The 22695-nt window shown below is 72.0% G+C and carries 21 protein-coding genes and 2 riboswitches; of the genes, 7 read left to right on the forward strand and 14 right to left on the reverse strand.

All coding sequences use genetic code 11. From position 1 onward, the window contains the following. Nucleotides 1–92 precede the first annotated feature (92 nt). From IE330_RS21500 to IE330_RS21545, 10 genes are all read right to left on the reverse strand, one after another. Nucleotides 93–953, reverse strand: coding sequence for a thioesterase family protein (locus IE330_RS21500; RefSeq protein ID WP_190137720.1), 861 nt, complete (start codon nt 951–953; stop codon nt 93–95). 106 nt (nt 954–1059) lie between these two features. Further along, complete coding sequence (locus tag IE330_RS21505; protein WP_190137721.1) at nt 1060–1722, reverse strand: trimeric intracellular cation channel family protein; 663 nt, start codon at nt 1720–1722, stop codon at nt 1060–1062. A 100-nt stretch (nt 1723–1822) separates the two neighbouring features. Then, complete coding sequence (locus IE330_RS21510) at nt 1823–3313, reverse strand: ABC transporter ATP-binding protein (protein ID WP_229925816.1); 1491 nt, start codon at nt 3311–3313, stop codon at nt 1823–1825. Nucleotides 3314–3369: 56 nt separating this feature from the next. Next, nucleotides 3370–4467 (reverse strand): ABC transporter ATP-binding protein, encoded by a 1098-nt coding sequence (locus IE330_RS21515; protein ID WP_190137722.1) that lies wholly within the window; start codon nt 4465–4467, stop codon nt 3370–3372. Continuing rightward, nucleotides 4464–5465: an ABC transporter permease gene (locus IE330_RS21520; protein ID WP_190137723.1), complete on the reverse strand. Its 1002-nt coding sequence runs from the start codon at nt 5463–5465 to the stop codon at nt 4464–4466. The genes IE330_RS21515 and IE330_RS21520 overlap by 4 nt, the downstream gene beginning before the upstream one ends. A gap of 192 nt (nt 5466–5657) precedes the next feature. Further along, the gene (locus tag IE330_RS21525; protein WP_190137724.1) at nt 5658–7427 is read right to left on the reverse strand and encodes an ABC transporter substrate-binding protein; all 1770 of its coding nucleotides are present in this window, start codon (nt 7425–7427) and stop codon (nt 5658–5660) included. Nucleotides 7428–7528: 101 nt separating this feature from the next. After that, on the reverse strand, nt 7529–8533 hold the full coding sequence (locus tag IE330_RS21530) for an ABC transporter permease (protein WP_190137725.1): 1005 nt from the start codon (nt 8531–8533) through the stop codon (nt 7529–7531). 389 nt (nt 8534–8922) lie between these two features. Then, complete coding sequence (locus IE330_RS21535) at nt 8923–9699, reverse strand: enhanced serine sensitivity protein SseB C-terminal domain-containing protein (protein WP_190137726.1); 777 nt, start codon at nt 9697–9699, stop codon at nt 8923–8925. Nucleotides 9700–10120: 421 nt separating this feature from the next. Further along, a complete protein-coding gene (locus IE330_RS21540) occupies nt 10121–10906 on the reverse strand; it encodes an enhanced serine sensitivity protein SseB (RefSeq protein ID WP_190137727.1) in 786 nt (261 codons plus the stop codon). A gap of 101 nt (nt 10907–11007) precedes the next feature. Then, entirely contained in the window at nt 11008–11733 is a 726-nt protein-coding gene (locus IE330_RS21545; RefSeq protein ID WP_373314700.1) for an AAA family ATPase, read from the reverse strand. A gap of 170 nt (nt 11734–11903) precedes the next feature. Continuing rightward, nucleotides 11904–12006: riboswitch (glycine riboswitch) on the forward strand. Beyond that, nucleotides 12007–12128, forward strand: a riboswitch (glycine riboswitch). It begins immediately after the preceding riboswitch. Nucleotides 12129–12163: 35 nt separating this feature from the next. Here IE330_RS21545 and gcvT point away from each other — a divergent pair. The 5 genes from gcvT to IE330_RS21570 all read left to right on the forward strand — a co-directional run bounded on the left by gcvT (nt 12164) and on the right by IE330_RS21570 (nt 17959). Continuing rightward, entirely contained in the window at nt 12164–13306 is a 1143-nt protein-coding gene (gene gcvT, locus IE330_RS21550; RefSeq protein WP_190137728.1) for a glycine cleavage system aminomethyltransferase GcvT, read from the forward strand. Between the two features lie 191 nt (nt 13307–13497). Further along, on the forward strand, nt 13498–13875 hold the full coding sequence (gene gcvH, locus IE330_RS21555; protein WP_190137729.1) for a glycine cleavage system protein GcvH: 378 nt from the start codon (nt 13498–13500) through the stop codon (nt 13873–13875). 29 nt (nt 13876–13904) lie between these two features. Next, on the forward strand, nt 13905–15167 hold the full coding sequence (gene glyA / locus IE330_RS21560) for a serine hydroxymethyltransferase (protein WP_190137730.1): 1263 nt from the start codon (nt 13905–13907) through the stop codon (nt 15165–15167). Between the two features lie 214 nt (nt 15168–15381). Next, nucleotides 15382–16782 (forward strand): L-serine ammonia-lyase, encoded by a 1401-nt coding sequence (locus tag IE330_RS21565; protein ID WP_190137731.1) that lies wholly within the window; start codon nt 15382–15384, stop codon nt 16780–16782. A 277-nt stretch (nt 16783–17059) separates the two neighbouring features. Next, complete coding sequence (locus IE330_RS21570) at nt 17060–17959, forward strand: GNAT family N-acetyltransferase (RefSeq protein WP_190137732.1); 900 nt, start codon at nt 17060–17062, stop codon at nt 17957–17959. A gap of 126 nt (nt 17960–18085) precedes the next feature. Here IE330_RS21570 and IE330_RS21575 read toward each other — a convergent pair whose 3' ends face one another. Then, entirely contained in the window at nt 18086–18961 is an 876-nt protein-coding gene (locus IE330_RS21575) for a phosphatidylinositol-specific phospholipase C (RefSeq protein ID WP_190137733.1), read from the reverse strand. Between the two features lie 207 nt (nt 18962–19168). Here IE330_RS21575 and IE330_RS21580 point away from each other — a divergent pair, with 207 nt between their 5' ends. After that, on the forward strand, nt 19169–19720 hold the full coding sequence (locus tag IE330_RS21580) for a glycoside hydrolase family 25 protein (protein WP_190137734.1): 552 nt from the start codon (nt 19169–19171) through the stop codon (nt 19718–19720). A gap of 136 nt (nt 19721–19856) precedes the next feature. Here IE330_RS21580 and IE330_RS21585 read toward each other — a convergent pair whose 3' ends face one another. Further along, on the reverse strand, nt 19857–20072 hold the full coding sequence (locus IE330_RS21585; RefSeq protein ID WP_190137741.1) for an EF-hand domain-containing protein: 216 nt from the start codon (nt 20070–20072) through the stop codon (nt 19857–19859). Nucleotides 20073–20153: 81 nt separating this feature from the next. Between IE330_RS21585 and IE330_RS21590 the strand changes: the two genes are divergently transcribed. Next, nucleotides 20154–20813: a GNAT family protein gene (locus IE330_RS21590; protein ID WP_190137735.1), complete on the forward strand. Its 660-nt coding sequence runs from the start codon at nt 20154–20156 to the stop codon at nt 20811–20813. 21 nt (nt 20814–20834) lie between these two features. On the opposite strand, the gene IE330_RS21595 is transcribed toward IE330_RS21590, so the two are convergent. Next, a complete protein-coding gene (locus tag IE330_RS21595; protein WP_190137736.1) occupies nt 20835–22061 on the reverse strand; it encodes a YncE family protein in 1227 nt (408 codons plus the stop codon). After that, the coding region (locus IE330_RS21600) for a polysaccharide deacetylase family protein (RefSeq protein ID WP_190137737.1) at nt 22061–22695 on the reverse strand (635 nt) is incomplete at its 5' end. The genes IE330_RS21595 and IE330_RS21600, both read right to left, overlap by 1 nt.

The raw sequence follows: 22695 nt of genomic DNA on the forward strand, positions 1-22695 counted from the left end.
GGGCCGGGCAGGCGAAGCCGGGTGGTACGGGTGGGCGGGCGGGAGAAACCCGCCGCGGAGCGGCGGCGTCGAACCCCCGCCCCGCGGCAGCGTCAGAGCCGGACCCGAGCGAGCTGCCGGGACTGCGCCACCAGGCGCCCCTCCCCGTCCCAGACCTCCGCGTCCTCCTCCAGAAAGCCCCCGGCCAGGTTCCGCGTCGAGATGGACACCCGCAGCGGCCCGGGCGCGGGCCTGGCCCGGATGTGGGCGGTGAGCTCGACCGTCGGCACCCAGCCGGACAGGCCCAGCTCGAACGCCGTCGGCGGCAGCGCGTCCACCGCGAGCAGCAGCGAGAGCGGATCGGGCTCCCGCCCGTCGGCCAGGCCGAACCAGCCGCGCATCTCGCCCTTGCCGGACGGCGCGCCGAGCGCCCACCCGAGCGTGGCCGGGTCGAGCTTCAGCCAGAGCCGGTCGGCGATCGCGGAGCTGCCGGGCACCGCGCCGCGGTCCGGGGCGTCGTCGGGCCCGAAGCACTGCTCGACCGGCGGCAGGTCCGGCGGCTCCGCCGTGGTGCGTACGTCGTCGGGGAGCGCGTCCAGGTCGCCGTACGAGGCGAGGACGCGCAGCCGCTCCACCTCGCGCCCGCCCTCCTCCTGGAAGAGGGAGGCCTGGCCGGTGGACAGGTTGCGGCCGGCGCGGACGGTCTGCGTGCGGACCACGGCGGGGCCCGGCGCGGACGCGGTCAGGTAGTGCGCGGAGACCGTGAACGGGTCGGGGTGCGGCAGCTCGTACGCCAGGGCGCGGCCGACGAGCGCGAGGAGGTAGCCGCCGTTGACGGCGTTGATGATGGTCCAGCCCGCCGAGAGGTCGGCGTCGTAGACGCCCGGTGCGCGCGGCACCACCGCCGTGTCGCGGTCGAACTCACTGGTGCCGGTCGTCGCGCCCGCCGCGGGCGCCGGAGCTGTTTCCGCCATGGCAGCAACGTACAACACGCAATTACTGAGCGGTAGCTTTTTCTTGTACGCCGTGACGGCGCGGACGCGGCTCGGGGCGGCGGCCCCAGGGCGGCGGTCCCCGCGCTCAGGCCGCGTCCTCGGCCGCCGCCGACCGCCGGTTCCAGGCCCTCGGGGCCCGCCAGTGGTAACGCATCGCCAGCAGCCGCAGCACGAACGCCGTGACGATGGCGAGGCCGGTGGTGTAGCCGTTCAGGGCGTCGTAGCGCAGGCACAGCGCGACGATCGAGGCCCCCACGATCGCCGGGACCGCGTACAGGTCGCGGTCCCAGCGCACCAGCGACGGCACCTCGTTGGCGACGATGTCGCGCAGGACGCCGCCGCCGACCGCGGTGGCGAGACCGAGGGTCGCCGACGCGGTGAGGCCGAGCCCGTAGTCGTACGCCTTGGTGGTGCCCGCGACGCAGAAGAGGCCGAGGCCCGCCGCGTCGAAGACGTTCACGGCGAACTGGGTGCGCTCGACCTGCGGGTGCAGGAAGAACACCAGGAGCGCGGCGACCAGCGGGGTGAGGAAGTACCCGAGGTCGGTGAAGGCGGCCGGGGGCACCGCGCCGATCACCAGGTCCCGGAAGAGCCCGCCGCCCAGCGCGGTGACCTCGGCGAGCACGGCGATGCCGAAGACGTCGAAGTTCTTGCGCACGGCGAGGAGGGCGCCGGAGATCGCGAAGACGAAGATCCCGGCGATGTCCAGGACGTGCTGGACGGAGGGGGTGAACACATCATGAAGCACGGCCCATTCTCACCCGTCGGCCGGCCTCCCCCCGCCGAAGCCGCTCCCCCGGCCCGGCCCCCGTGGCGGGCGGGGCCGTGGGAGCGGCCGGAGGCCCCGCTCAGTCGGCGGACGAGGCCTTCTTGGGCGGCGTGTCCCCACCGCCGTCCGCCGCGGGCGCGGCCTCGTCGGCGGCGGCATCCGCCCCACCGGCCGCAGGCTCGCCCTCATCGGCGGCAGGCTCAGGCGCCTCAGGTCCGGGTCCGGCCGCCTCAGCCGCGGGCTCAACGGTGCCACCGGCGCCAGGCGCGCCCTTGTCAACGGCGGGCCCCGGCACCTCGGCCGAGGGCGCGGCCTTCTCCGCGGCGGGCCCCGGCACCTCGGCCGAGGGCGCGGCCTTCTCCGCGGCGGGATCGGGCACCTCGGCCGCAGCCGCGGCCTCGCCGGCAGCAGGCGCACCCTTGTCCGCAGCAGGCACGGACGCCTCGGCCGCGGGCGCCGCCTCGTCCGCCGCCGTCGTCACCGTGACGACCTCGATCGCCTCCCGCGCCTCGGACAGCAGCTTCGTGTCCTCGGGCGCCTGGTCGGGCGCGTTCTCCGGGTGGTGGCAGGCCACCTGGTGCCCGGTCTCCAGGGCGACGAGCGGCGGCTCCTTGGTGGCGCAGATCTCCGTGGCCTTCCAGCACCGCGTGTGGAAGCGGCAGCCGGCGGGCGGCGAGATCGGCGAGGGCACGTCGCCGCGCAGCAGGATGCGCTCGCTCTTGACGCCCCGCCGCCTGGGGTCGGGCACCGGCACCGCGGAGAGCAGCGCCTTGGTGTACGGGTGCATGGGCCTGGTGTACAGGTCCTTGCGGTCCGCCAGCTCGACGATCTTGCCGAGGTACATCACCGCGATCCGGTCGGACACGTGCCGGATGACCGACAGGTCGTGCGCGATGATCACATAGGTGAGGCCCAGCTCGTCCTGGAGGTCGTCCAGGAGGTTCACGACCTGCGCCTGGATCGACACGTCGAGCGCGGAGACCGGCTCGTCGGCCACCACGAGCTTCGGCTTCAGGGCGAGCGCCCGGGCGATGCCGATGCGCTGGCGCTGGCCGCCGGAGAACTCGTGCGGGTAGCGGTTGTAGTGCTCGGGGCTGAGGCCGACGCGCTCCAGCATCTCCTGGACGGTCTTCTTCAGACCGCCGGGCGGGGTGACCCCCTGGAGCTTGAACGGCGCGCCGATGATGGTGCCGATGGTGTGGCGCGGGTTCAGCGAGGAGTACGGGTCCTGGAAGATCATCTGGACGTCGCGGCGCAGCGGCCGCATCTTCGCGGTGCCCAGGTGCGTGATGTCCGTGCCCTCGAACTCCACGCGCCCGCTGGTGGGTTCGAGCAGGCGCGTGATGAGCCGGCCCATGGTCGACTTGCCGCAGCCGGACTCGCCGACGACACCGAGCGTCTCCCCGGAGCGCACGTCGAAGGAGAGGCCGTCGACGGCCTGCACGGCCGCGACCTGGCGCTGGAGCAGCCCCTTCTTGATGGGGAAGTGCTTGACCAGGTTCTCGACCTTGAGCAGCGTCTCCGCGGGCCGTGCCGCCGAGGGCGCCTTCGCCTGCTCCGGGATCGTCATCTGTTCGGCTTTCTCTGGCACAGCGGCCCCGTCCGGCGCCGCGTCACGTTTCTCGGTCACAGCTTCGGCGCAATCTCTTCGGTCCAGATCCGGGTGCGCTCCTCGCGCGACATGTGGCAGGCCGAGTAGTGGCCGGTGCCGACCTCCCGCAGTTCGGGACGCTCCGTGCGCGTGATCCCGTCCTTGGGCACGTCGGCGTAGGGGCAGCGCGGGTTGAAGGCGCAGCCGCTCGGCAGGTTGATGAGGCTGGGCGGGGAGCCCTTGACCGGGACGAGGCGCTCGGTCTCCTCGCGGTCGATGCGCGGCATCGAGCCGAGCAGGCCCCAGGTGTAGGGGTGCTGGGGCTCGTAGAAGACCTGCTGGGCCGAGCCGCGCTCGACGCAGCGGCCGCCGTACATCACGAGGAGTTCGTCGGCCATCTCGGCGACGACGCCCAGGTCGTGCGTGATCATGATGACCGCGGAGCCGAACTCCTTCTGCAGGTCCCTGATCAGGTCGAGGATCTGGGCCTGGACGGTCACGTCGAGCGCCGTCGTGGGCTCGTCGGCGATCAGCAGCTCCGGGTTGTTGACCAGCGCCATCGCGATCATCGCGCGCTGGCGCATGCCGCCGGAGAACTCGTGCGGGTAGGAGTCCACGCGCTTGTCGGGCTGCGGGATGCCGACGCGGTCGAGCATCTCGATGGCGCGCTTGCGGGCCACCTTCTTGTCCACGTCGTGGTGGACCCGGTACGCCTCGGTGATCTGCTTGCCGATGGAGTAGTACGGGTGCAGCGCCGACAGCGGGTCCTGGAAGATCATGGCCATCTCGCGGCCGCGCAGCTTGCGCACCTCGTCCGGCGGCGCGCTGAGCAGCTCGGTGCCGTTCAGCCAGATCTCGCCGGAGAGCTGTGCCCGGCGGCGGCCGTACTGCCCCGCGGTGTGCAGGCCGAGGATGCCGAGCGAGGTGACGGACTTGCCGGAGCCGGACTCGCCGACGATGCCGAGGGTGCGGCCCTTCTCCAGCGAGAAGCTGAGCCCGTCGACGGACTTGACCAGGCCGTCGTCGGTCGGGAAGTGCACCTTCAGGTCACGGACTTCGAGGAAGGCGGTGGGGGCGGCGGAGCCGGTGGTGGGCTCGCCCACCGCGGCACCGCTCTTGCTCAGTTCGGTCATCCCAGCCTCACTCGCGGGTCGATGACGGCGTACAGGAGGTCCACGACGAGGTTGGCGACGGCGATGGCGAGGGCCGCGCACAGCGTGACGCCGAGGATGACGGGCAGGTCCTTGCTGCCGATGGCCCTGACCGCCTCCAGGCCGAGACCCGGCAGGTTGAAGGTGGACTCGGTGAGCACGGCGCCGCCCATGAGCACACCGAGGTCGAGGCCGAAGACGGTGAGGATCGGCGTCATCGCGGAGCGCAGGGCGTGCCTGCGGATGACGACGGACTCGCCGAGGCCCTTGGCGCGCGCGGTGCGGATGTAGTCCTCGCCGAGGACCTCCAGCATGGTGGCGCGGGTCAGGCGCGCGTACATCGCGGCGTTGAGGAAGGCGAGCACGATCCAAGGCAGGATCAGCGTCTGGAACCAGACGTCGATGCTGTCGTCCGTGCTGAGGCTGTCGGCGATCTTCACCCAGCCCAGGTTGTGGACGAAGATGCCCATCGCGACCATGCCGGTGAAGAAGACGGGCAGCGAGACGCCGCCGAGGGCGGTGGTCATCGCGGCGCGGTCCCAGACGGTGCCGCGCTTGAGGGCGGAGACGACACCGGTGGCGACCCCCGCGGCGAGCCACAGGACGCAGGCGCCGGCGGCGAGCGCGCCGGTGACCGGCAGGGCTTCCTTGAGGGTGTCCCAGACGGGGGCCTCGGTGCGGAAGGAGTAGCCGAAGCAGGGCGCCGGGCAGTGCGTGACGTCGCTGCCGTTGGCGTAGTCCCGGCCCATCGGGATGCCCTTGATGAAGTCCCAGAACTGGACGATCAGCGGGTCGTCGAGGCCCAGCTTGGTCCGGATGCCCGCGAGCTGCTCGGCTCCGGCCTGCTTTCCGGCGAAGAGGACGGCGATGTCCTGGCCCGCCCACTTGGGCAGCATGAAGAAGACGGTGAAGGTCGCGAGCAGTACGACCAGCACCATGATGACTACGGCGATCAGGCGCCGGATGAGATAAGCAAGCACTGTGCGCGGCCCGGCGGTGGCCCCCAGGCCCCCTTGTGGGGGACCGGGAGGCCACCGCCCGGGGCCATCACCTGCCCTTCGGACTGGCGGGTATCGGCGGCGGTGTGACGGTCAATCAGCTATGGGAGCTCGGGGCTACGGGTGCCACGGCGGGGGTGGCCCGCCCGCCGTGGCGGTGCTGCGACGGCCCGGTTACTTCTGGACGCCGAGCGAGACGTAGTCGTACCGGCCGTTGTAGGCGTCGGACATGTAGGCGTTGGTCAGCCGCGGCCCGCGCCAGGTGATGTTCTTCTCGTACAGGAACGGCATCCAGTCGGCCTGGTCGAGGATGCGCTTGTCGAGCTGCTTGTAGATCTCACCGGCCTTGACCGGGTCGGTCTCCGCGATCGCCTTGTCGAAGAGCGCGTCGACCTTCTTGTCCTTGATCTGCGACTCGTTGTAGTTGCCGTTCTCGACCAGGAAGCGGGAGTCGAACAGCGGCTGCGCGTAGCCCTGGCCGGACGGGAAGTCGGGGCCCCAGCCGGACATCTGCATGCTGTAGCCGCGCTTCTTCACCACGGACGGGGAGCCGGTGATGCTGGCGGAGTCGGCGCCGTCGAGGGACTCGACGTCGACGTTGATGCCGACCTTCTTGAGCTGGGCCTGGAGCGCCTCGGCGGCGTCGACCTCACCCGGGTTGTTGTTGCGGGCGGTGAGCTTGGCGCTGAAGCCGTTCGGCTTGCCGCACTTCTTCAGCTCGTCCTTGGCCTTGGCCGGGTCCGGCTTGCCGTTGCGGGCCAGGACGCCGTACGGGTCGTAGTCGCTGTGGCCCGGGATCGCCTTCGGGAAGGTGCTGTTGGCGATCTCACCGGCGGCGAGCTTGCCGCCGCGGGTCTGCTGCAGGCCCGCGAAGTCGGTGCCGTAGAAGACGGCCTTGCGGCAGTGGACGTTGTTGAACGGCTCCGCCGTGTGGATCAGGGCGACGTAGCGCACGAAGGACGTGTGCATGTTGTCGACGCTGTCCTTGTGCTTCTGCACGGCGGTGACGCGGCCGGACTGGGTCATGCCGGTGCCGTTGAGGTCGACGTCGTAGTCGCCGGCCATCAGGCGCTTGTCGTTCTCCTCCAGGTTGGCGGAGATCGTCACGTCGATCTTGTCCGGCAGCGCCGGGCGGATCGGGTCCGAGGACTTCTTCCACTTGTCGTTGCGGACCAGGACGATCTTCTTGCCGGGCTTGTACGTCTGGAACTTGTACGGGCCCGAGGAGAACGGCCGCGAGGTGTACTTGGCCTTGGTGTCCTTCGCCGCCTTCACCGGGGAGCCGGACGGCATCGCGAGGAACTGCTCGAAGTCACCGTTGCGCTTGGGCAGCTTGAAGATGATGGTCTTGTCGTCGGGCGTCTCGATCGCCTTCAGACCGAGCTTGTCCTTCGACTTGTCCTTGTACGGGCCCGGGTACTCGCCCTTGGGGTCGAGCGCCTGGCGCAGGTAGCCGGGGCCGCCGGTGATGGTGTCCTTGGCCCAGATGCGCTCGATGCCGTACTTGACGTCCTTGGAGGTCAGCGGCGAGCCGTCCTCCCAGGTCAGACCGTCCCGCAGCTTGTAGGTGTAGGTCTTGCCGTCGGCGGAGATCTTCGCGGTGGACTCGGCCAGGTCCGGCACCAGCTTCGTGCTCGCCTTGCCCGGCTTGGTGTCGTACGACACGAGCTGGCGGGTGTAGAAGCGCATGAAGTCCCAGGACATGCCGTAGTAGGCGCGCTGCGGGTCGGCCGAGTCGAGGTCCTGCTTGCCGACCATGCGCAGGGTGCCGCCCGTCTTCTTGGACGGGTTGGCGACCTTGTTCAGGGCGGCGTTGTAGCCGGCGCCCTTGCCGTCGCCGTCACCGTCGCCGTCGCCGCCGCCGCAGGCCGTGGTGGTCACCAGCGCCGCGACGACGAGGGCCGCACCAGCGGTGAGCCGCCGTTTCGGGGAAACTGTGGGCATTTTCTCGCAACCTCCGAGATTCGCGGTCCTGGCTAGTCGCTGCCGAAGAACCATGGAAAGAGCCACCTGACCAGCGGCCGGGGCAAGTCGGTTGGGGACTGCTAGCGGGTTCCCTTGGGGTCGAGCGCGTCGCGCAGACCGTCCCCGAAGAGGTTGAAGGCGAGCACCGTGATGAAGATCGTCACACCCGGGAAGACCATGAACATCGGGTCGTGCTCGTACGTTTCGAGGGCGTCCCGCAGCATGCCGCCCCAGGACGCGGTGGGCGGCTTCACCCCCGCGCCGAGGAAGCTGAGGGCCGCCTCCGTCAGGATGTTCGTGGGGATCATCAGCGTCGCGTAGACGGTGATCGGGGCGACCAGGTTCGGCAGCAGCTCCTTGAACAGGATGTGCCGCCGGCCGCCGCCGAGGCTCTTGGCCGCCTCCACGTACTCGCGTTCGCGCAGCGAGAGGGTCTGCCCGCGCACGATGCGGCCGATGTACGGCCAGCCGAAGAAGCCGATGACCAGGACGAGGATCGCGACGCGCACGCTCGTCCCCTGCAGGCCGAGGAAGTCGTCGGGCAGCACCGAGACCAGGGAGATGATGAAGAGGAGCTGCGGGAAGGAGAGCAGCACGTCCATCACGCGGCTGATCAGGGCGTCGACCCAGCCGCCGAAGTAGCCGGCGATGATGCCGAAGAGGGTGCCGAGCACGACGGCGACGATCGCGGCGAGGAAGGCCACGAGCAGCGAGATGCGGGCGCCGTAGACGATGCGGCTGAACACGTCACGGCCCTTGTTGGGCTCGACGCCGAAGAGGAAGTCGCCGCTCACGCCGCCGAACGCGCCCTTGGGCAGGTTCGTCAGCTCGTCCAGCTCCTCCTGGTGGAAGTCGTTCGGCGGATGCCCGAGCAGGCTGACGATCAGGGGGGCGAACACGGCCACCAGGACCAGGAGCAGCACGGTGATCCCGCCCGCGAGGGCGACCTTGTCCCGCTTGAGCCGGTTCCAGGCGATCTGCTTGAGGGACCGCCCCTCGACCTTCTTCACCCCTGCACCGGCTGCGGGAGCGACGTCCTCCGTGGGTTCCGCGTCCGCAGGTGTGTCATGCAATGGCGCCGTCATCGTGGCAGGGACCCCTCTCAACCGGCGGTGACCGGCCCGCACTTGCCGCTGTAGCGACGTGATCAGTCCGTCGTACACAGGGGCGAAGGCCCCTTGGTGCGGGAGTCTTCAACGGGGTCGTGATCTGTTACCAGACTTGTCGGGGAATGGATGCGCAACCGTGATGCTGATCGAGGTGTTCCGTTATCCGGACGAGACTGAACGCCGGGCGAACACGGGGCAGTTGGGGGCCAAGGCACCACGCGGGCCCATTAGGTCACTCCGGCCCCAGAAGGGGACATCGTGCACGGAGGTGCTGATCAGGCCGGTGCGACGAAGCGGAATCCGGCCACTGTCCTGTTCTCCGCGGCGGCGCGCGGAGGGATTTCCGCGGATTCTCCCCGAACGCCTCAGTACTGGGCGGGATAGCCGTATCCGCCCGCGGCGGGGGCGGGGGCCGCCTGCGCGTCGCGGTCGTAGAACGGACGGGTGTGGGCGCGCAGCCACATCGCGACCGGGTCGTGCGGGTCGGCCATCGCGACCGTCGACACGGGCAGGCCCTCGGGCACGGCGCCGATGGACTTCTGCATCATCGCGCGTACGGCGTCCACCGAGGCGGGCGAGGTGTCGTACACGTCCAGGCCGATGGCCAGGTACGGGGCGCCGAGGGCGGGCTGCACCCAGGCCCGGCGCAGCGCGCGGACCGCCGGGGTGCGGTGCGCGGTCTGGGTCAACAGCGCGTAGAACTGCGGAAGTTCTATGGTCGGCTCGGTGAGACGCAGCGGGCCCGCGGGGTGCAGGTCGAGGCCGCAGGCGATGCGGCGCAGATCGAGCCAGGGGACGCCGACGCCGCCGCCGGGGGCGTGCGGGTTGAGCCACAGGCCGTAGTGGTCGGGGTACAGGGCGCGGGCCACGTCGAGGCCGCCGACGACCTCGTAGCCGCGGTTCCAGCCGCTGGCCGAGAGCTCCTGGGCCGAGGTGACGCACGGGGCGTAGCCGTGTCCCTCGACCTCCATGTTGCCGTACTGGGCGTCGGGGGAACCGGCCTGGCCGTGCCAGAGCAGCATCCACACCTTGCCCTCGGCGAGCGCGCCCAGGAGCGCCTCGTACGCGTCATAGCGCCCCGGCGTCACCTGGCGCAGCATCTGCTCGACCTTTCCGGCCGCAGCCGTGCCCGACGCGCTCACCCGTAACCGCCCCTTCGCGACATGCCTGCGCGGCCGTGGGCCGACCGCGTGATGCCTCCCAGCTTAAGCGGGCGGGGCGCCTCGGGAGTGGGCCCGTGCGCACGCGCCCCCCTCTCGGGGGGCCGCGTTCCGGCGAACCTGGCTCCGGGCTCGCGCCCGGGCCCGGTCATCGGCCTTCGGCCTCGTCCTCAAGCGCCGGACGGGCTGGAATCCGGCGCCGGGCGCGGCTCGAAGGTCCGAGGCCAGTACCGCCCATCGGCCTCCGGCCTCGTCCTCAAGCGCCGGACGGGCTGGGAACTGGCGCCCAGCGGGGCTCGCACGACTGAGCCACGGCCGCGCTGGCACCCTCCATCGGCCTTCGGCCTCGTCCTCAAGCGCCGGACCGGCTGGGAACTGGCGCGGACCTCGGCGGCAAGGGCCCTCAGGGTGCCGTGAAGAAGGGGCGTACTCGGGTTCGCATCCAGTCGCCCACCGGGTCCTGGGCCACGTCGAGGAGGACCAGGTTGACGGGCCAGGGGGCCGCGGCCTCGGTCAGGGCCCGGGAGAGGGCCCGCATGGGCAGGTCGCGGGCGTCGCCCTCCCAGGAGGAGAGCTCGACGCCGACGAAGAGGGTGGGCTGCTCGTCCTCGACGACGGCGAGGCAGCGGCGCGCGGTGAGGACCACGCCGGCCGCCTCGAACTCCCGGGAGGCGGCGGAGAGGAAGTCCACCGGGTCGTCCCGCCAGTCGGGCTCGTAGAGCCGGACCCGCCCCCCGGTCGCCGGGCCGTCCAGCTCCGTGCGCCCCACCCGGCACAGCGCCGCCACCGCGGCGGGCGGCAGCGGCACCGCCACCGTCCCCTCCGGGTTGAGCGCGATGCCGAGCTCCGGCTGGAGCCCGCGCGCGAACTCCACCGCGGGTGCCACCGCGCAGTCCATCCGCCCCCCGGTGACCTGCTGGAACTCCTGCTCGGAGGTGAAGACCGGCACATAGGCCTGACCGTGCAGCTCCAACGTCGGCAGGTCGAGGGTGGCGCTGTCGGGGCCGCCGCCGCCGGGCAGCGGGATCCACACCCGGCTGCGGCCGAGGACCTCGACGATCCGCGCGCCGGTCGCCTCGGAGGGCGGCGCGCCGAGCGAGGCCGCGAGGACCTCCTCCAGTTCGTTGGCGGGCCACCCGCCGTAGGGATGGGCGTGCGCCTGCCCCGGAACGTCCCCCGGAAAGTCCATGTGTCTCGTACCCCTGCTCGACGTGCGGTCCTGCGGCCCGACCTTAACGCCGCCCGGTCCGGGGGCCGCCGCGGCCCTCGGGCCCGCCGCCGGGGCCGCCCTCACTCCGCGTCGCCCGGCTCCGCGAAGCCGATCTCCCGCAGCGCCCCGGCGGCCTCCCGGTCCAGCAGCACCGCCGAGCCGCAGCCGTGCGGCGGCCGGCCGCGCTCGGCGGCGGACACCAGGCGCCCGACGGTCCTGCGGTGGCGCGCGAAGGCGTAGCGCGAGACGCCGCGGCCGCGCGAGTGCTGGCCGGCCAGGGCCACCGGGGTGGGCTCGTCGAGCAGCAGCAGGTGCAGGGTCGCACCGCGGCGGGCCGCGGCGCGGGCGAGCCAGCGGCGCACCCAGGGCTGCGTACCGCAGTCGTGCACGACCACGCCCCTGCCCGCGCGCAGCTCCCGGCGCAGCCGCGCGTAGTGCGCGACGCGCACCAGGGGGCGGTAGAGCGCGTACGGGATCCGGCGCGGCACCCGGGCCGCCCAGCGGTCGCGGGTGTCCTGCGAGTCCACGCGCGGGCCCGCCACCGCGCGCCGCATCAGCGTGGACTTGCCGCTGCCGGGCAGCCCGGAGACCACCACCACGTCGCCCGCGGCGAACACCAGGCGGCGCGGGGCGCGCCCGGCACGGGCCCGCAGGTCGCGGACCACGGGCCGCGGGTAGTGCCCGAGGGCCTCGCGCGCCGGGACGCCCGGCTGCGGGGGCAGCGCGACGCCCCCGCCGGGCAGCACCGCACCCGCCTCGGGCAGCGCGACGCCCGTCGTCGTCGCGTAAGCACTGCTCCTGCGCACCGTGATCGGCCTCCCCATGCGGCTCACGTCACTCGTCACCAGTACTTCTCCATCGAGTGTAAAGAGAAGGTAATGTCCTGCGAAGACGGCACCACGGCACTCCTCGGTTGCGGCTGTTGCGAAGCGGGGGCGCGTGCAATGATGTGCGCGCCAACTCCATACCGGCCGTTTGAATCCGCGCGGGAGAGTCCCCGACGACGCGTCCGCGTCGCGGGGCGCCGAAGGAGCAAGTTCCTCCCTTGAATCTCTCAGGCCCCGTACCGCGCGGGCGAGGCACATCTGAAAAGCGGGCCACACCCCCGGCCGACGGGGCGGCTCCACCCAAGGTGCAAGTCATGCCCCGTTATACGCGTGCGGCGTGGTGAACCTCTCAGGTTTATGACAGATGGGGAGGAAAGACCTCGCCCGTCATGCCCTGGAGCCTGTACTGATGAGTCAGACCGCACGTGGCCCCCGCCACACCGCCCTCGACGCCCTGCACCGCTCGCTCGGCGCCACCATGACCGACTTCGCGGGCTGGGACATGCCGCTGCGGTACGGCAGCGAGCGCGACGAGCACAACGCCGTGCGCACCAAGGCCGGCCTGTTCGACCTCTCCCACATGGGCGAGATCACCGTCACCGGCGCCGAGGCCGCGGACCTGCTGAACCACGCGCTCGTCGGCAACATCGGCTCCGTCTCCGTGGGCCGCGCCCGGTACACCATGATCTGTCAGGCCGACGGCGGCATCCTCGACGACCTGATCGTCTACCGCCTCGCCGAGACCGAGTACATGGTCGTCGCGAACGCCTCCAACGCCCAGACCGTCCTGGACGCCCTCACCGAGCGCGCCGCGGGCTTCGACGCCGAGGTCCGTGACGACCGCGACGCCTACGCCCTGATCGCCGTCCAGGGTCCCGAGTCCCCCGGAATCCTGACGTCAGTCACCGACGCCGACCTGGACGGCCTGAAGTACTACGCGGGCCTGCCCGGCACCGTCGCGGGCGTCCCGGCCCTGATCGCCCGCACCGGCTACACCGGCGAGGACGGCTTCGAGCTGTTCGTCGCCCCCGAGCACGCGGAGAAGCTGTGGCAGGCGCTGACGGAGGCCGGTGCCCCCGCCGGTCTGGTGCCGTGCGGCCTGTCCTGCCGGGACACGCTGCGCCTCGAGGCGGGCATGCCGCTGTACGGCAACGAGCTGACGACGTCGCTCACGCCGTTCGACGCGGGCCTCGGCCGGGTCGTGAAGTTCGACAAGACGTGGCACGTCAAGGACGCCGGCGACTTCGTGGGCCGCGCCGCCCTGGCCGCCGCGGCCGAGCGCGCCGAGTCCGCGCCCCCGCGCAAGCTCGTCGGCCTGGTCGCCGAGGGCCGCCGGGTGCCGCGCTCGGGCATGTCCGTCGTCGTGGCCGGTGAGGTCGTCGGCACGGTCACCTCCGGCGCCCCGTCGCCGACCCTCGGCAAGCCGATCGCCATGGCGTACGTCGACGCCGCCCACGCCGAGCCCGGCACGGCGGGCGTGGCCGTCGACATCCGCGGCACCCACGAGCCGTACGAGGTCGTGGCGCTGCCGTTCTACAAGCGGCAGAAGTGACACCCGTCCGGTCCCGGGGCTGACCCTCGCCGCCCCTCGGCCCGGACGTCCCGGGGTCCGGCGCGTCCGGCTCCGGGTCGACGCCCCGGGGCCCGGCGCGCCCACCGTGTCCCGTGTGTCCCGTCTCACTCCGTAAGACTGCACATCCCCGCGTTCCTCAGCACACGTCCGCGTACAGGAGAATTCACGCCATGAGCAACCCCCAGCAGCTTCGCTACAGCAAGGAGCACGAGTGGCTGTCGGCCACCGAGGACGGCGTGGCGACCGTCGGCATCACGGAGCACGCCGCCAACGCGCTCGGTGACGTCGTCTTCGTCCAGCTCCCGGCGGTCGGCGACACGGTCACCGCGGGTGAGACCTGCGGCGAACTGGAGTCGACCAAGTCGGTCAGCGACCTGTACTCCCCGGTCTCCGGCGAGGTCGTCGAGGCCAACCAGGACGTCGTGGACGACCCGTCCCTGGTGAACTCGGCGCCCTTCGAGGGCGGCTGGCTCTTCAAGGTGCGCGTCGCCGAGGAGCCGGGCGACCTGCTCTCCGCCGACGAGTACACCGAGTTCTCCGGTAGCTGACCGACCACGGCGTAAGGACTGATCTTCCGATGTCGCTTCTGAACACCCCTCTCCACGAGCTCGACCCGGACGTCGCCGCCGCCGTCGACGCCGAGCTGAGCCGCCAGCAGTCCACCCTCGAGATGATCGCCTCGGAGAACTTCGCTCCGGTCGCCGTCATGGAGGCCCAGGGCTCCGTCCTCACCAACAAGTACGCCGAGGGCTACCCGGGCCGCCGCTACTACGGCGGCTGCGAGCACGTCGACGTGGTCGAGCAGATCGCGATCGACCGCATCAAGGAGCTCTTCGGCGCCGAGCACGCCAACGTCCAGCCGCACTCGGGCGCGCAGGCCAACGCGGCCGCGATGTTCGCGCTGCTCAAGCCGGGCGACACGATCATGGGTCTGAACCTCGCGCACGGCGGGCACCTGACCCACGGCATGAAGATCAACTTCTCCGGCAAGCTCTACAACGTGGTCGCCTACCACGTCGACGACGAGACCGGCCAGGTCGACATGGCCCAGGTCGAGGCGCTCGCCAAGGAGCACCGCCCGAAGCTGATCGTCGCGGGCTGGTCGGCCTACCCGCGCCAGCTCGACTTCGCCGCCTTCCGCCGGGTCGCGGACGAGGTCGGCGCGTACCTCATGGTCGACATGGCGCACTTCGCCGGCCTGGTGGCGGCGGGCCTGCACCCCTCCCCCGTACCGCACGCGCACGTGGTCACCACCACGACGCACAAGACCCTCGGCGGCCCGCGCGGCGGCGTGATCCTGTCCACGGCCGAGCTCGCCAAGAAGATCAACTCCGCGGTCTTCCCCGGCCAGCAGGGCGGCCCCCTGGAGCACGTGATCGCGGCCAAGGCGGTCTCCTTCAAGGTGGCGGCCTCGCCCGAGTTCAAGGAGCGCCAGGAGCGCACCCTGGAGGGCGCGAAGATCCTCGCCGAGCGCCTGGTCCAGGACGACGTCACGGAGCACGGCGTCTCCGTCCTGTCCGGCGGTACGGACGTGCACCTGGTCCTGGTCGACCTGCGCCACTCCGAGCTGGACGGCCAGCAGGCCGAGGACCGCCTCCACGAGGTCGGCATCACGGTCAACCGCAACGCCGTCCCGAACGACCCGCGCCCGCCGATGGTCACCTCCGGCCTGCGCATCGGCACCCCGGCCCTGGCCACCCGCGGCTTCACGGCCGAGGACTTCCGCGAGGTCGCCGACGTCATCGCGGAGGCCCTCAAGCCGGGCTTCGACGCCGAGGCGCTGAAGGCCCGGGTGACCGCCCTGGCCGACAAGCACCCGCTGTACCCCGGCCTGAAGTGAACCCGCAGTCATTTCGTACGCTTTAGTCCATAGGTACGAAACATCGGGGCACCCCGCACACTGGACAGTGAGCTGGGGTGCCCCGCACCGCGTCCCGCGCCCGCGACACCCCGCGGCACCGTGGGCACCGCAGCACCCGCAGCACCCGCACGACCTGTACTTCTGCACCGCCCGGCAGACGACGGCGTCTACCAACCACCATTGGAGTTCTCTCGTGGCCATCTCGGTCTTCGACCTGTTCTCGATCGGCATCGGCCCGTCCAGCTCCCACACGGTCGGCCCGATGCGCGCCGCGCGCATGTTCGCCCGGCGCCTGAAGAACGAGGGCCTGCTGGCCCACACCGCCTCCGTCCGGGCCGAGCTCTACGGCTCCCTCGGCGCCACCGGCCACGGCCACGGCACGCCCAAGGCCGTGCTGCTCGGCCTGGAGGGCGAGTCCCCGCGCACCGTGGACGTGGAGACGGCCGACGACCGCGTCGAGCGGATCAAGGCCTCCGGCCGCCTGAACGTCCTCGGCATGCACGAGATCGGCTTCGACTTCGACGAGGACCTGGTGCTGCACCGCCGCAAGGCGCTGCCGTACCACGCCAACGGCATGACGGTCGCCGCCCACGACGCCGACGGCACGCTGCTCCTGGAGAAGACGTACTACTCCGTCGGCGGCGGCTTCGTGGTCGACGAGACCGTGCTCCAGCAGGAGGGCGCCGAGGGCGAGAACCCGATCGTGCCCGACGACACGGTCCTGAAGTACCCCTTCCGCACCGGCGACGAGCTGCTGCGCCTCTCCGCCGAGACCGGCCTTTCCATCTCCGCCCTGATGCTGGAGAACGAGAAGGCCTGGCGCACCGAGGACGAGATCCGCGCGGGCCTGCTGGACATCTGGCGCGTCATGCAGGCCTGCGTGTCCCGCGGCATGTCCCGCGAGGGCATCCTGCCCGGCGGCCTCAAGGTCCGCCGCCGCGCCGCCCACTCCGCCCGCCAGCTCCGCGCCGAGGGCGACCCGCAGGCCCGCGCCATGGAGTGGATCACGCTGTACGCGATGGCGGTGAACGAGGAGAACGCGGCCGGCGGCCGGGTGGTCACCGCCCCCACCAACGGCGCGGCCGGGATCATCCCCGCGGTCCTGCACTACTACATGAACTTCGCGGCCGGCGGCGCCTCCGAGGCCGAGAAGGAGGACGGCGTCGTCCGCTTCCTGCTCGCCGCCGGGGCCATCGGCATGCTGTTCAAGGAGAACGCCTCCATCTCCGGCGCCGAGGTCGGGTGCCAGGGCGAGGTCGGCTCGGCCTGCTCCATGGCGGCGGGCGCCCTCGCCGAGGTGCTCGGCGGCTCCCCCGAGCAGGTGGAGAACGCCGCCGAGATCGGCATGGAGCACAACCTCGGCCTGACCTGCGACCCGGTCGGCGGCCTCGTCCAGATCCCCTGCATCGAGCGCAACGGCATGGCCGCGGTGAAGGCCGTGACCGCCGCGCGCATGGCGCTGCGCGGCGACGGCTCGCACAAGGTCTCCCTGGACAAGGTCATCAAGACGATGAAGGAGACCGGGGCCGACATGAGCGTGAAGTACAAGGAGACCGCGCGGGGCGGCCTCGCGGTGAACATCATCGAGTGCTGAGCCCCGGGCCCCGGCCGGCGCCCCTTGTCCGTGGCGCGGCCGGGGCGGTTACGGGCTGCCGCCGAGGACCCCGGCCGGCCGGGGCGCGGAAATCCGTGGACGGATCCGCGGAAGATCACGTACTGTGTGGCTCCACGCCCTGAGACGGATGGAAGGAGGCGAGTGCCGTGCGGTTCACACCTTTCCAGCGCTCCCCCTTCCGGTGTCCCGGCGTGATGCGTCAGTTCTGAGGTTCTGACCGGGAGCGCTCCGAGCAGCCTGTATCCCGGAGGAATCCATGACCGGTCCGGTCATCCGCGCGCTCTCCGCGAGCGACGCCCATCTCTTCGACGCACTCCCCGACCCCCTCGGCGCCCGTGAGGCCCATCGGCGCACCCGGTTCCGCCCCGACTGGAAGCGCGTCGCCCTGCGCGACGGCCAGGTCGTCGCACGCGGCGCCTGGTGGGGCGGGCCCGACGACGCGGAGCCCGTCAACATCAACTGGTTCGACGTGGCCGAGGGCGAGGAGGAGGCCGGGGCCGAGCTCCTGCGCTCCGCTCCCTGGCGGGTCGAACTGGAGATCAACCTGCCCGGCGGCTGGCGGGACGAGCCCGCCCTGCGCGCCGGCGCGGAGGCGCGCTTCGCCGCCGCGCGAGCCGCGGGGTACGAACTCCTGGTGGAGCGCTTCCTGTACCGCTGGACCCCGGAGCGGGGTCTGCCCGAGCGGCCCGGACGCCTGCGCTTCCGCGCCGAACCCGACGACACCGTGTTCTTCGACGCGCTGCGCCGCATCCACTCCGCCACCCTGGACGCCCACGCGCTCAAGGCCGTCGAGGAGGGCGGCCTCGACCAGGCCGCCCAGGAGGAGCTCGACTTCTTCCACTGGTGCCCCTCCCCACGGGAGTGGTGGCAGGTCGCGCACACGCCGGAGGGCGACCTGGCCGGCATCCACATCCCGGCCCACAACCCCTCCGGCCCGACCATCGGCTTCATCGGAGTCGTCCCGGAACAGCGCGGTCGCGGCTACGCCTACGACCTCCTCGCGGAGTGCGCCCACTTCCTCGTCGAGCAGGGCGCGGAGTTCATCAGCGGAGCGACGGACCAGGGCAACCTCCCCATGGCCGCGAACTTCGCCAAGGCGGGCTTCCCCGTCGTCCGTGAACGCATCAACTTCCACCCGACGGGCCGAACGGCCTAGCGAGGAGCAGCAAGGAGCAACAAGCAGCACGCCGCGAGCGGTCCGGGCCCGGCCCGGACCGCTCGCCGGTGCCCGGGGGCACAGCCATCGGCAGGGCGCCCGGCCGCCCCCGGCCGGTGGCCGTGGTCAGTTGTGCGCGATCAGGGACTCCAGCAGGCCGGCACGGGTGTTCGGGAAGTCCAGCGGGACGATGCCGAGCCCGCGCCAGGCGCGGCCCTCCGCGCTCTCCAGGAGGGTGTGCGTGCGCGGGTTGAGGGTGTCGGAGTTCCAGCGCGGCGGCAGCCCGGCCGCCGTGGACACGAAGTTGACGTACTGCTTCCCGGGCCGCCCCACGGCCTCGCGGAACTGCTCCTCGATCTTCGGGTACTTGGCGGCGGGAGCGGCGTTCCAGTCGTCCTGGATGTCGAAGACGTTCCCGTCGCCCCAGCGGATGCCGCCGGGAAGACCGCCGTTGTCGGCGATGAGCACGACCTTCCCGCGGACCTCGCCGAGGCGGGGCCAGGCGTCGCCGATGTGGAAGAGGGGGCGCCAGCCGCGCCGGTCCAGGTAGTCGTCGAAGACGGCCCGGAACGCGGTGTCGCCCACCTGCGAGTACTCCTGCTTGACCCGCATCAGCACGGTCTCCGTGGGCTGTCCGCGCAGGAAGTCCCGGCAGGCGGTCAGGACGTCGTCGAAGTTGAGGTGCTGGTAGAACGCCCCGTGGTGGATGGTGAAGGAACCCTCGAAGGCCCGGCACCGGATGTCCAGGAAGCGTACGCCGGAGGTCAGTTGCTGTCCCAGGGTCGTGTTCTGGCACTCCACCCACCACCCGCCGAAGCGGGCGCCGGAGTCGTGCGTGCCGGGGATCGTGAGCCGCTGCAACGGGGTCGCGGAGTCCACCCCCGCCAGCCACGCCCGGACGTCGAGCGGACGGGCGGCCGCGCGCGGGGCGGAGGTGCCGACGAGCGCGGCGGAGGCGGTGGCGCCGACCGTGGTGAGGAAGGCGCGACGGCTGAGGGCCATGGGGCTCCCCTGGGGGTGGGGGGTGCGGGAAGGGCCCTCAAGTATGGATGGCGAGGCTTGATTCGGGGAACGGTCAACCCACCGTCAACATTTCACGTTTCACCGACCGCCGGGACGAACCCCCCACCGCGCCCCCGCCGGTCCCCCTCCCCTTCCCTCCCCTCGCACGCTTCCTCGTACCCTCCCCCCACTCCCGGAGGCCACCCCATGCTGCGCGGCATCGACGTGAGCTCCTACCAGTCCTCGTTCTCCACGGAAGGCATCTCCTTCGTCATCGTCAAGGCGACGGAGGGCCGCTCCTACATCAACCCCCGCCTCTCCGCCCAGACCGCGCGCGCCCGCGACGCCGGCTGCGTCGTCGGCTTCTACCACTTCCTGTGGCCGGGCAACATCACGGCCCAGGCGGAGTACTTCGTGGCCAAGGCCCCGGAGCGGGCGGGCGAGTTCCTGGCCGTGGACTGGGAGTGGACGGGCGACCACACGGCGGCCACGAACGCGGAGAAGGACCGCTTCATCAAGGAGGTGAAGCGGCTGCGCCCGCACCACCGGACCCTGCTGTACACGAACCGGGACTTCTGGCTCAACCGCGACACGACGTCGTACGCCGGCGACGGCCTCTGGATCGCCGACTACGTCACCGCGGGCAAGCCCCGCATCCGCGCCAGGTGGCGCATCCACCAGTACACGTCGACCCCGCTGGACAAGAACGTGGCGGACTTCCCCGACCAGGCCGCGATGCGCGACTGGGCCGCCCCCTGACCCGGCCCCGCCCGCCGCACGGTGCCGGAGGCCACCGAGGCGAGCGCCGACGGTATGCCCTGTTCCGGCGCGGAGGCGGCGGGGGCCGCACCCGGCTGCCGGGCGCGGCCCCCGCTCCGCGCCGGCGCGCGGTGTGTCAGGCCCTGTTCAGCCCGGCCCAGAACTCCTCGAAGGAGAGCAGCTTGTCCCCGTTCGCGTCCTTGGACTTGATGATGGCCTCGGCCACCGACTCGGTGACGTTCCAGTCCCCCATCTGGGCCATGGCGGTCTTGTACTCCGCCGCCGTGATGTAGCCGTCGCCGTCCGCGTCGAACCGGTCGAACTGCTTGCGTGCTTCCTCGATGTCCGCCACCGGGTCCACCCCTATCGTCGTACTTGTTGACGGGGGTTAGGGTAACGGCCGGCCCGGGGAGCGACTGCAAGGAGTACGGCCATGACCGGCACAACGGGGGCACTCGCGGGGATTCTCGCCGCGGCGGCGCGCGGGGAGTTCCCGCCCGCGGACGGCGGTACGACCGTCGTGCCGCAGCCTTCCCCCCGTGACGCCGGGGTGCTCGCGTTCACGGCGCACACGGTGGTGTTCACCGACGAGGACCCGGCGTGGGTGCGGTCCGCGACGGCCGCCGTCGCCGGCGACCCGCTGGCCGCGACCATGAGCCCGCGGTTCCTGCTGGCGTTCCAGGAGCGCACGGGCCGGGCCACGGACACCATCGACCTGCTGACGGCCGCCGGGGCCCTGCCGGGGCCGCCCGACCCGGCGCTCGGCCTGCGCGAACTCGACGAGCCCGGCCACCCCCGGGTGGTCCGCGCCCGGGGCCAGCGGGACGACGTACGGGTGTGGGTCTCGGCCGGGGGCGGGGTCCTCGTGCTCGGCCGGGGTGTGGCCGGGCGGTGGGAGGCCGCCGTCGAGGTCGACGAGGGCGCGCGGCACCGGGGTCTCGGGCGGGCGCTCGCCGTGGCCGCGCGGCATCTCGTGCCCCGCGGTGACGTGGTCTGGGCCCAGCAGGCCGCGGGGAACGCCCGTGGCGTACGGGCGTTCCAGGCGGCGGGGTACCGGCCCGTGGGCGCGGAGGCCCTGTTCCTGGCCGGCTGAGGGGAGCCGTGCGGGCCGCCGTCAGCGGAAGATGCCGGTGTGGCCCAGGGAGTAGCGGCCGGGCTGGGGGTAGACCGCGAGGCCGTGGGGGCCGCCGCCGACGGGGATGCGGGCGACCTGGACACCGGTGCGGGTGTCGATGGCGTAGACCTCGGAGTCGTAGCGGCCGGAGAGCCACAGCGTGTGGCCGTCGGCCGAGACGCCGCCCATGTCCGGGCTGCCGCCGTCCGGCAGCCGCCACTTCTTCGTGAGCTTGTTCTTCGGGAAGTCGAAGACGGAGACCGTGCCCTCGCCGCGGTTGGAGACGTACATCTCGCGGGAGTTCCGGCCGACGTACAGGCCGTGGCAGCCCTTGCCGGTGGGCAGGAGCCTCGGCTTGCCGAAGGTGTCGCCGTCCAGGACCCACATGCCGTCGGCCATCATGTCGGCGACGTAGAACTTCTCGCCGTCCGGGGAGATCTTGACGTCCTGCGGCATGGCGCCCTTGAAGGGGAGCTTCTGCTGCCCGACGACCTTCATCTTCTCCGTGTCGACCTTGAGCAGCTCGCCGCTGAACTCGCAGGAGACGATGAAGTAGCGCCCGTCGAGGGAGAAGTCGGCGTGGTTGACGCCGTAGCAGCTCACGGGGACGGTCTTCTTCCGCTCCATGGTGTGCGGGTCGCGGAAGACGAGTTCGCGGTCCATGGACGCCATGACGACCGCGTACCTGCCGTTGGGCGTGAAGTAGAGGTTGTACGGGTCGTGCACCTTGACGGGCTTGCCCGCCTCGCCGGTCTTCGGGTCGATGGGCGTGAGGGTGTGGCCGCGGTTGTTGTTGACCCAGAGCGTCTTCATGTCCCAGGAGGGCACGACGTGCTGCGGCTGGACACCGACGGGGATGGTGTCGATCACCTCGTACGTCGTGGGGTCGATGACGGAGACGGTGTTGGAGTTGGTGTTGGGGACGTAGACGCGCGAGGGGAAGTCCTTGACCACCGGGGAGAGCTTGTTGGGGCGGTCGGCGGCGTAGACGTCCTTGGGGTCGAGGACGGGCGGCATGCCCGGCAGGCCGTGGATCTTCTTCGGCTCGGCGGGCCGGGGGGCGCGCTCGGTGCCGAGCGCCTCGTCGCGGCGGTCGCCGCCCTCGGTGCCGCAGGCCGCGAGCGCGGCGAGCACGGCGGTGGCGGCGGTGACGGCGAGCAGGGCCCGGGTGCGGGCGGTGCGGGTCCGGGAGGGGTGCGGGGGCAGGGTGCGGGAGAGGTTCGGCATCAGGTGAGCAGCTCCGTGGTCGTGACCGCGCGCAGTCCGCGGCGGTGGAGTTCTTCCAGGACGGCGGGGAGCGCGGCGACCGTGTCCGCGTACCCGAAGTGCAGGCTCACCACCGAGCCCGCACGGACCTCCGCGGCGACCTTGCGGGTGATGGCCGGGGCGCCGGGCGAGGTGAAGTCGAGGGAGTCGACGTCGTACGACAGGACGTGCGGGTAGCCCGCGCGGCGGGCGAGGCGGGCGACGAGCGGGGTGGCGCGCGCCGCCCGCGAGGGGCGGAACCAACTGCCGATGCCGCCGGTGAGGCGGCGCAGGCGGTCGGCGCAGCCGGTGATCTCGGCGTAGGCCTCGGCTTCGGGCAGGGCGTTGACGGTGCGGTGGCTGAGCGTGTGGTTGCCCAGGTCGTGGCCGCCGTCGAGGACGCGGCGGGCCAGCTCGGGGTGGGCGTCCAGCCAGGTGCCGACGGCCAGGACGGTCACGCGGGCCCCCGCGCGCTCGGCCTCGGCGAGCAGCGCCCGGGCGGTGGCCGGGTCGCCCTGGCCATGGAAGGTGAGCGCCACCTCGTGCCGCCCGCGCGGGCTGCGCGCGGCGTGCTCGGGCAGCCCGAGGAAGGCCCGCGGCCCGGGCGCGGGCCGGC

The organism is Streptomyces longispororuber (assembly GCF_014656095.1).
Lineage (GTDB): Bacteria > Actinomycetota > Actinomycetes > Streptomycetales > Streptomycetaceae > Streptomyces > Streptomyces longispororuber.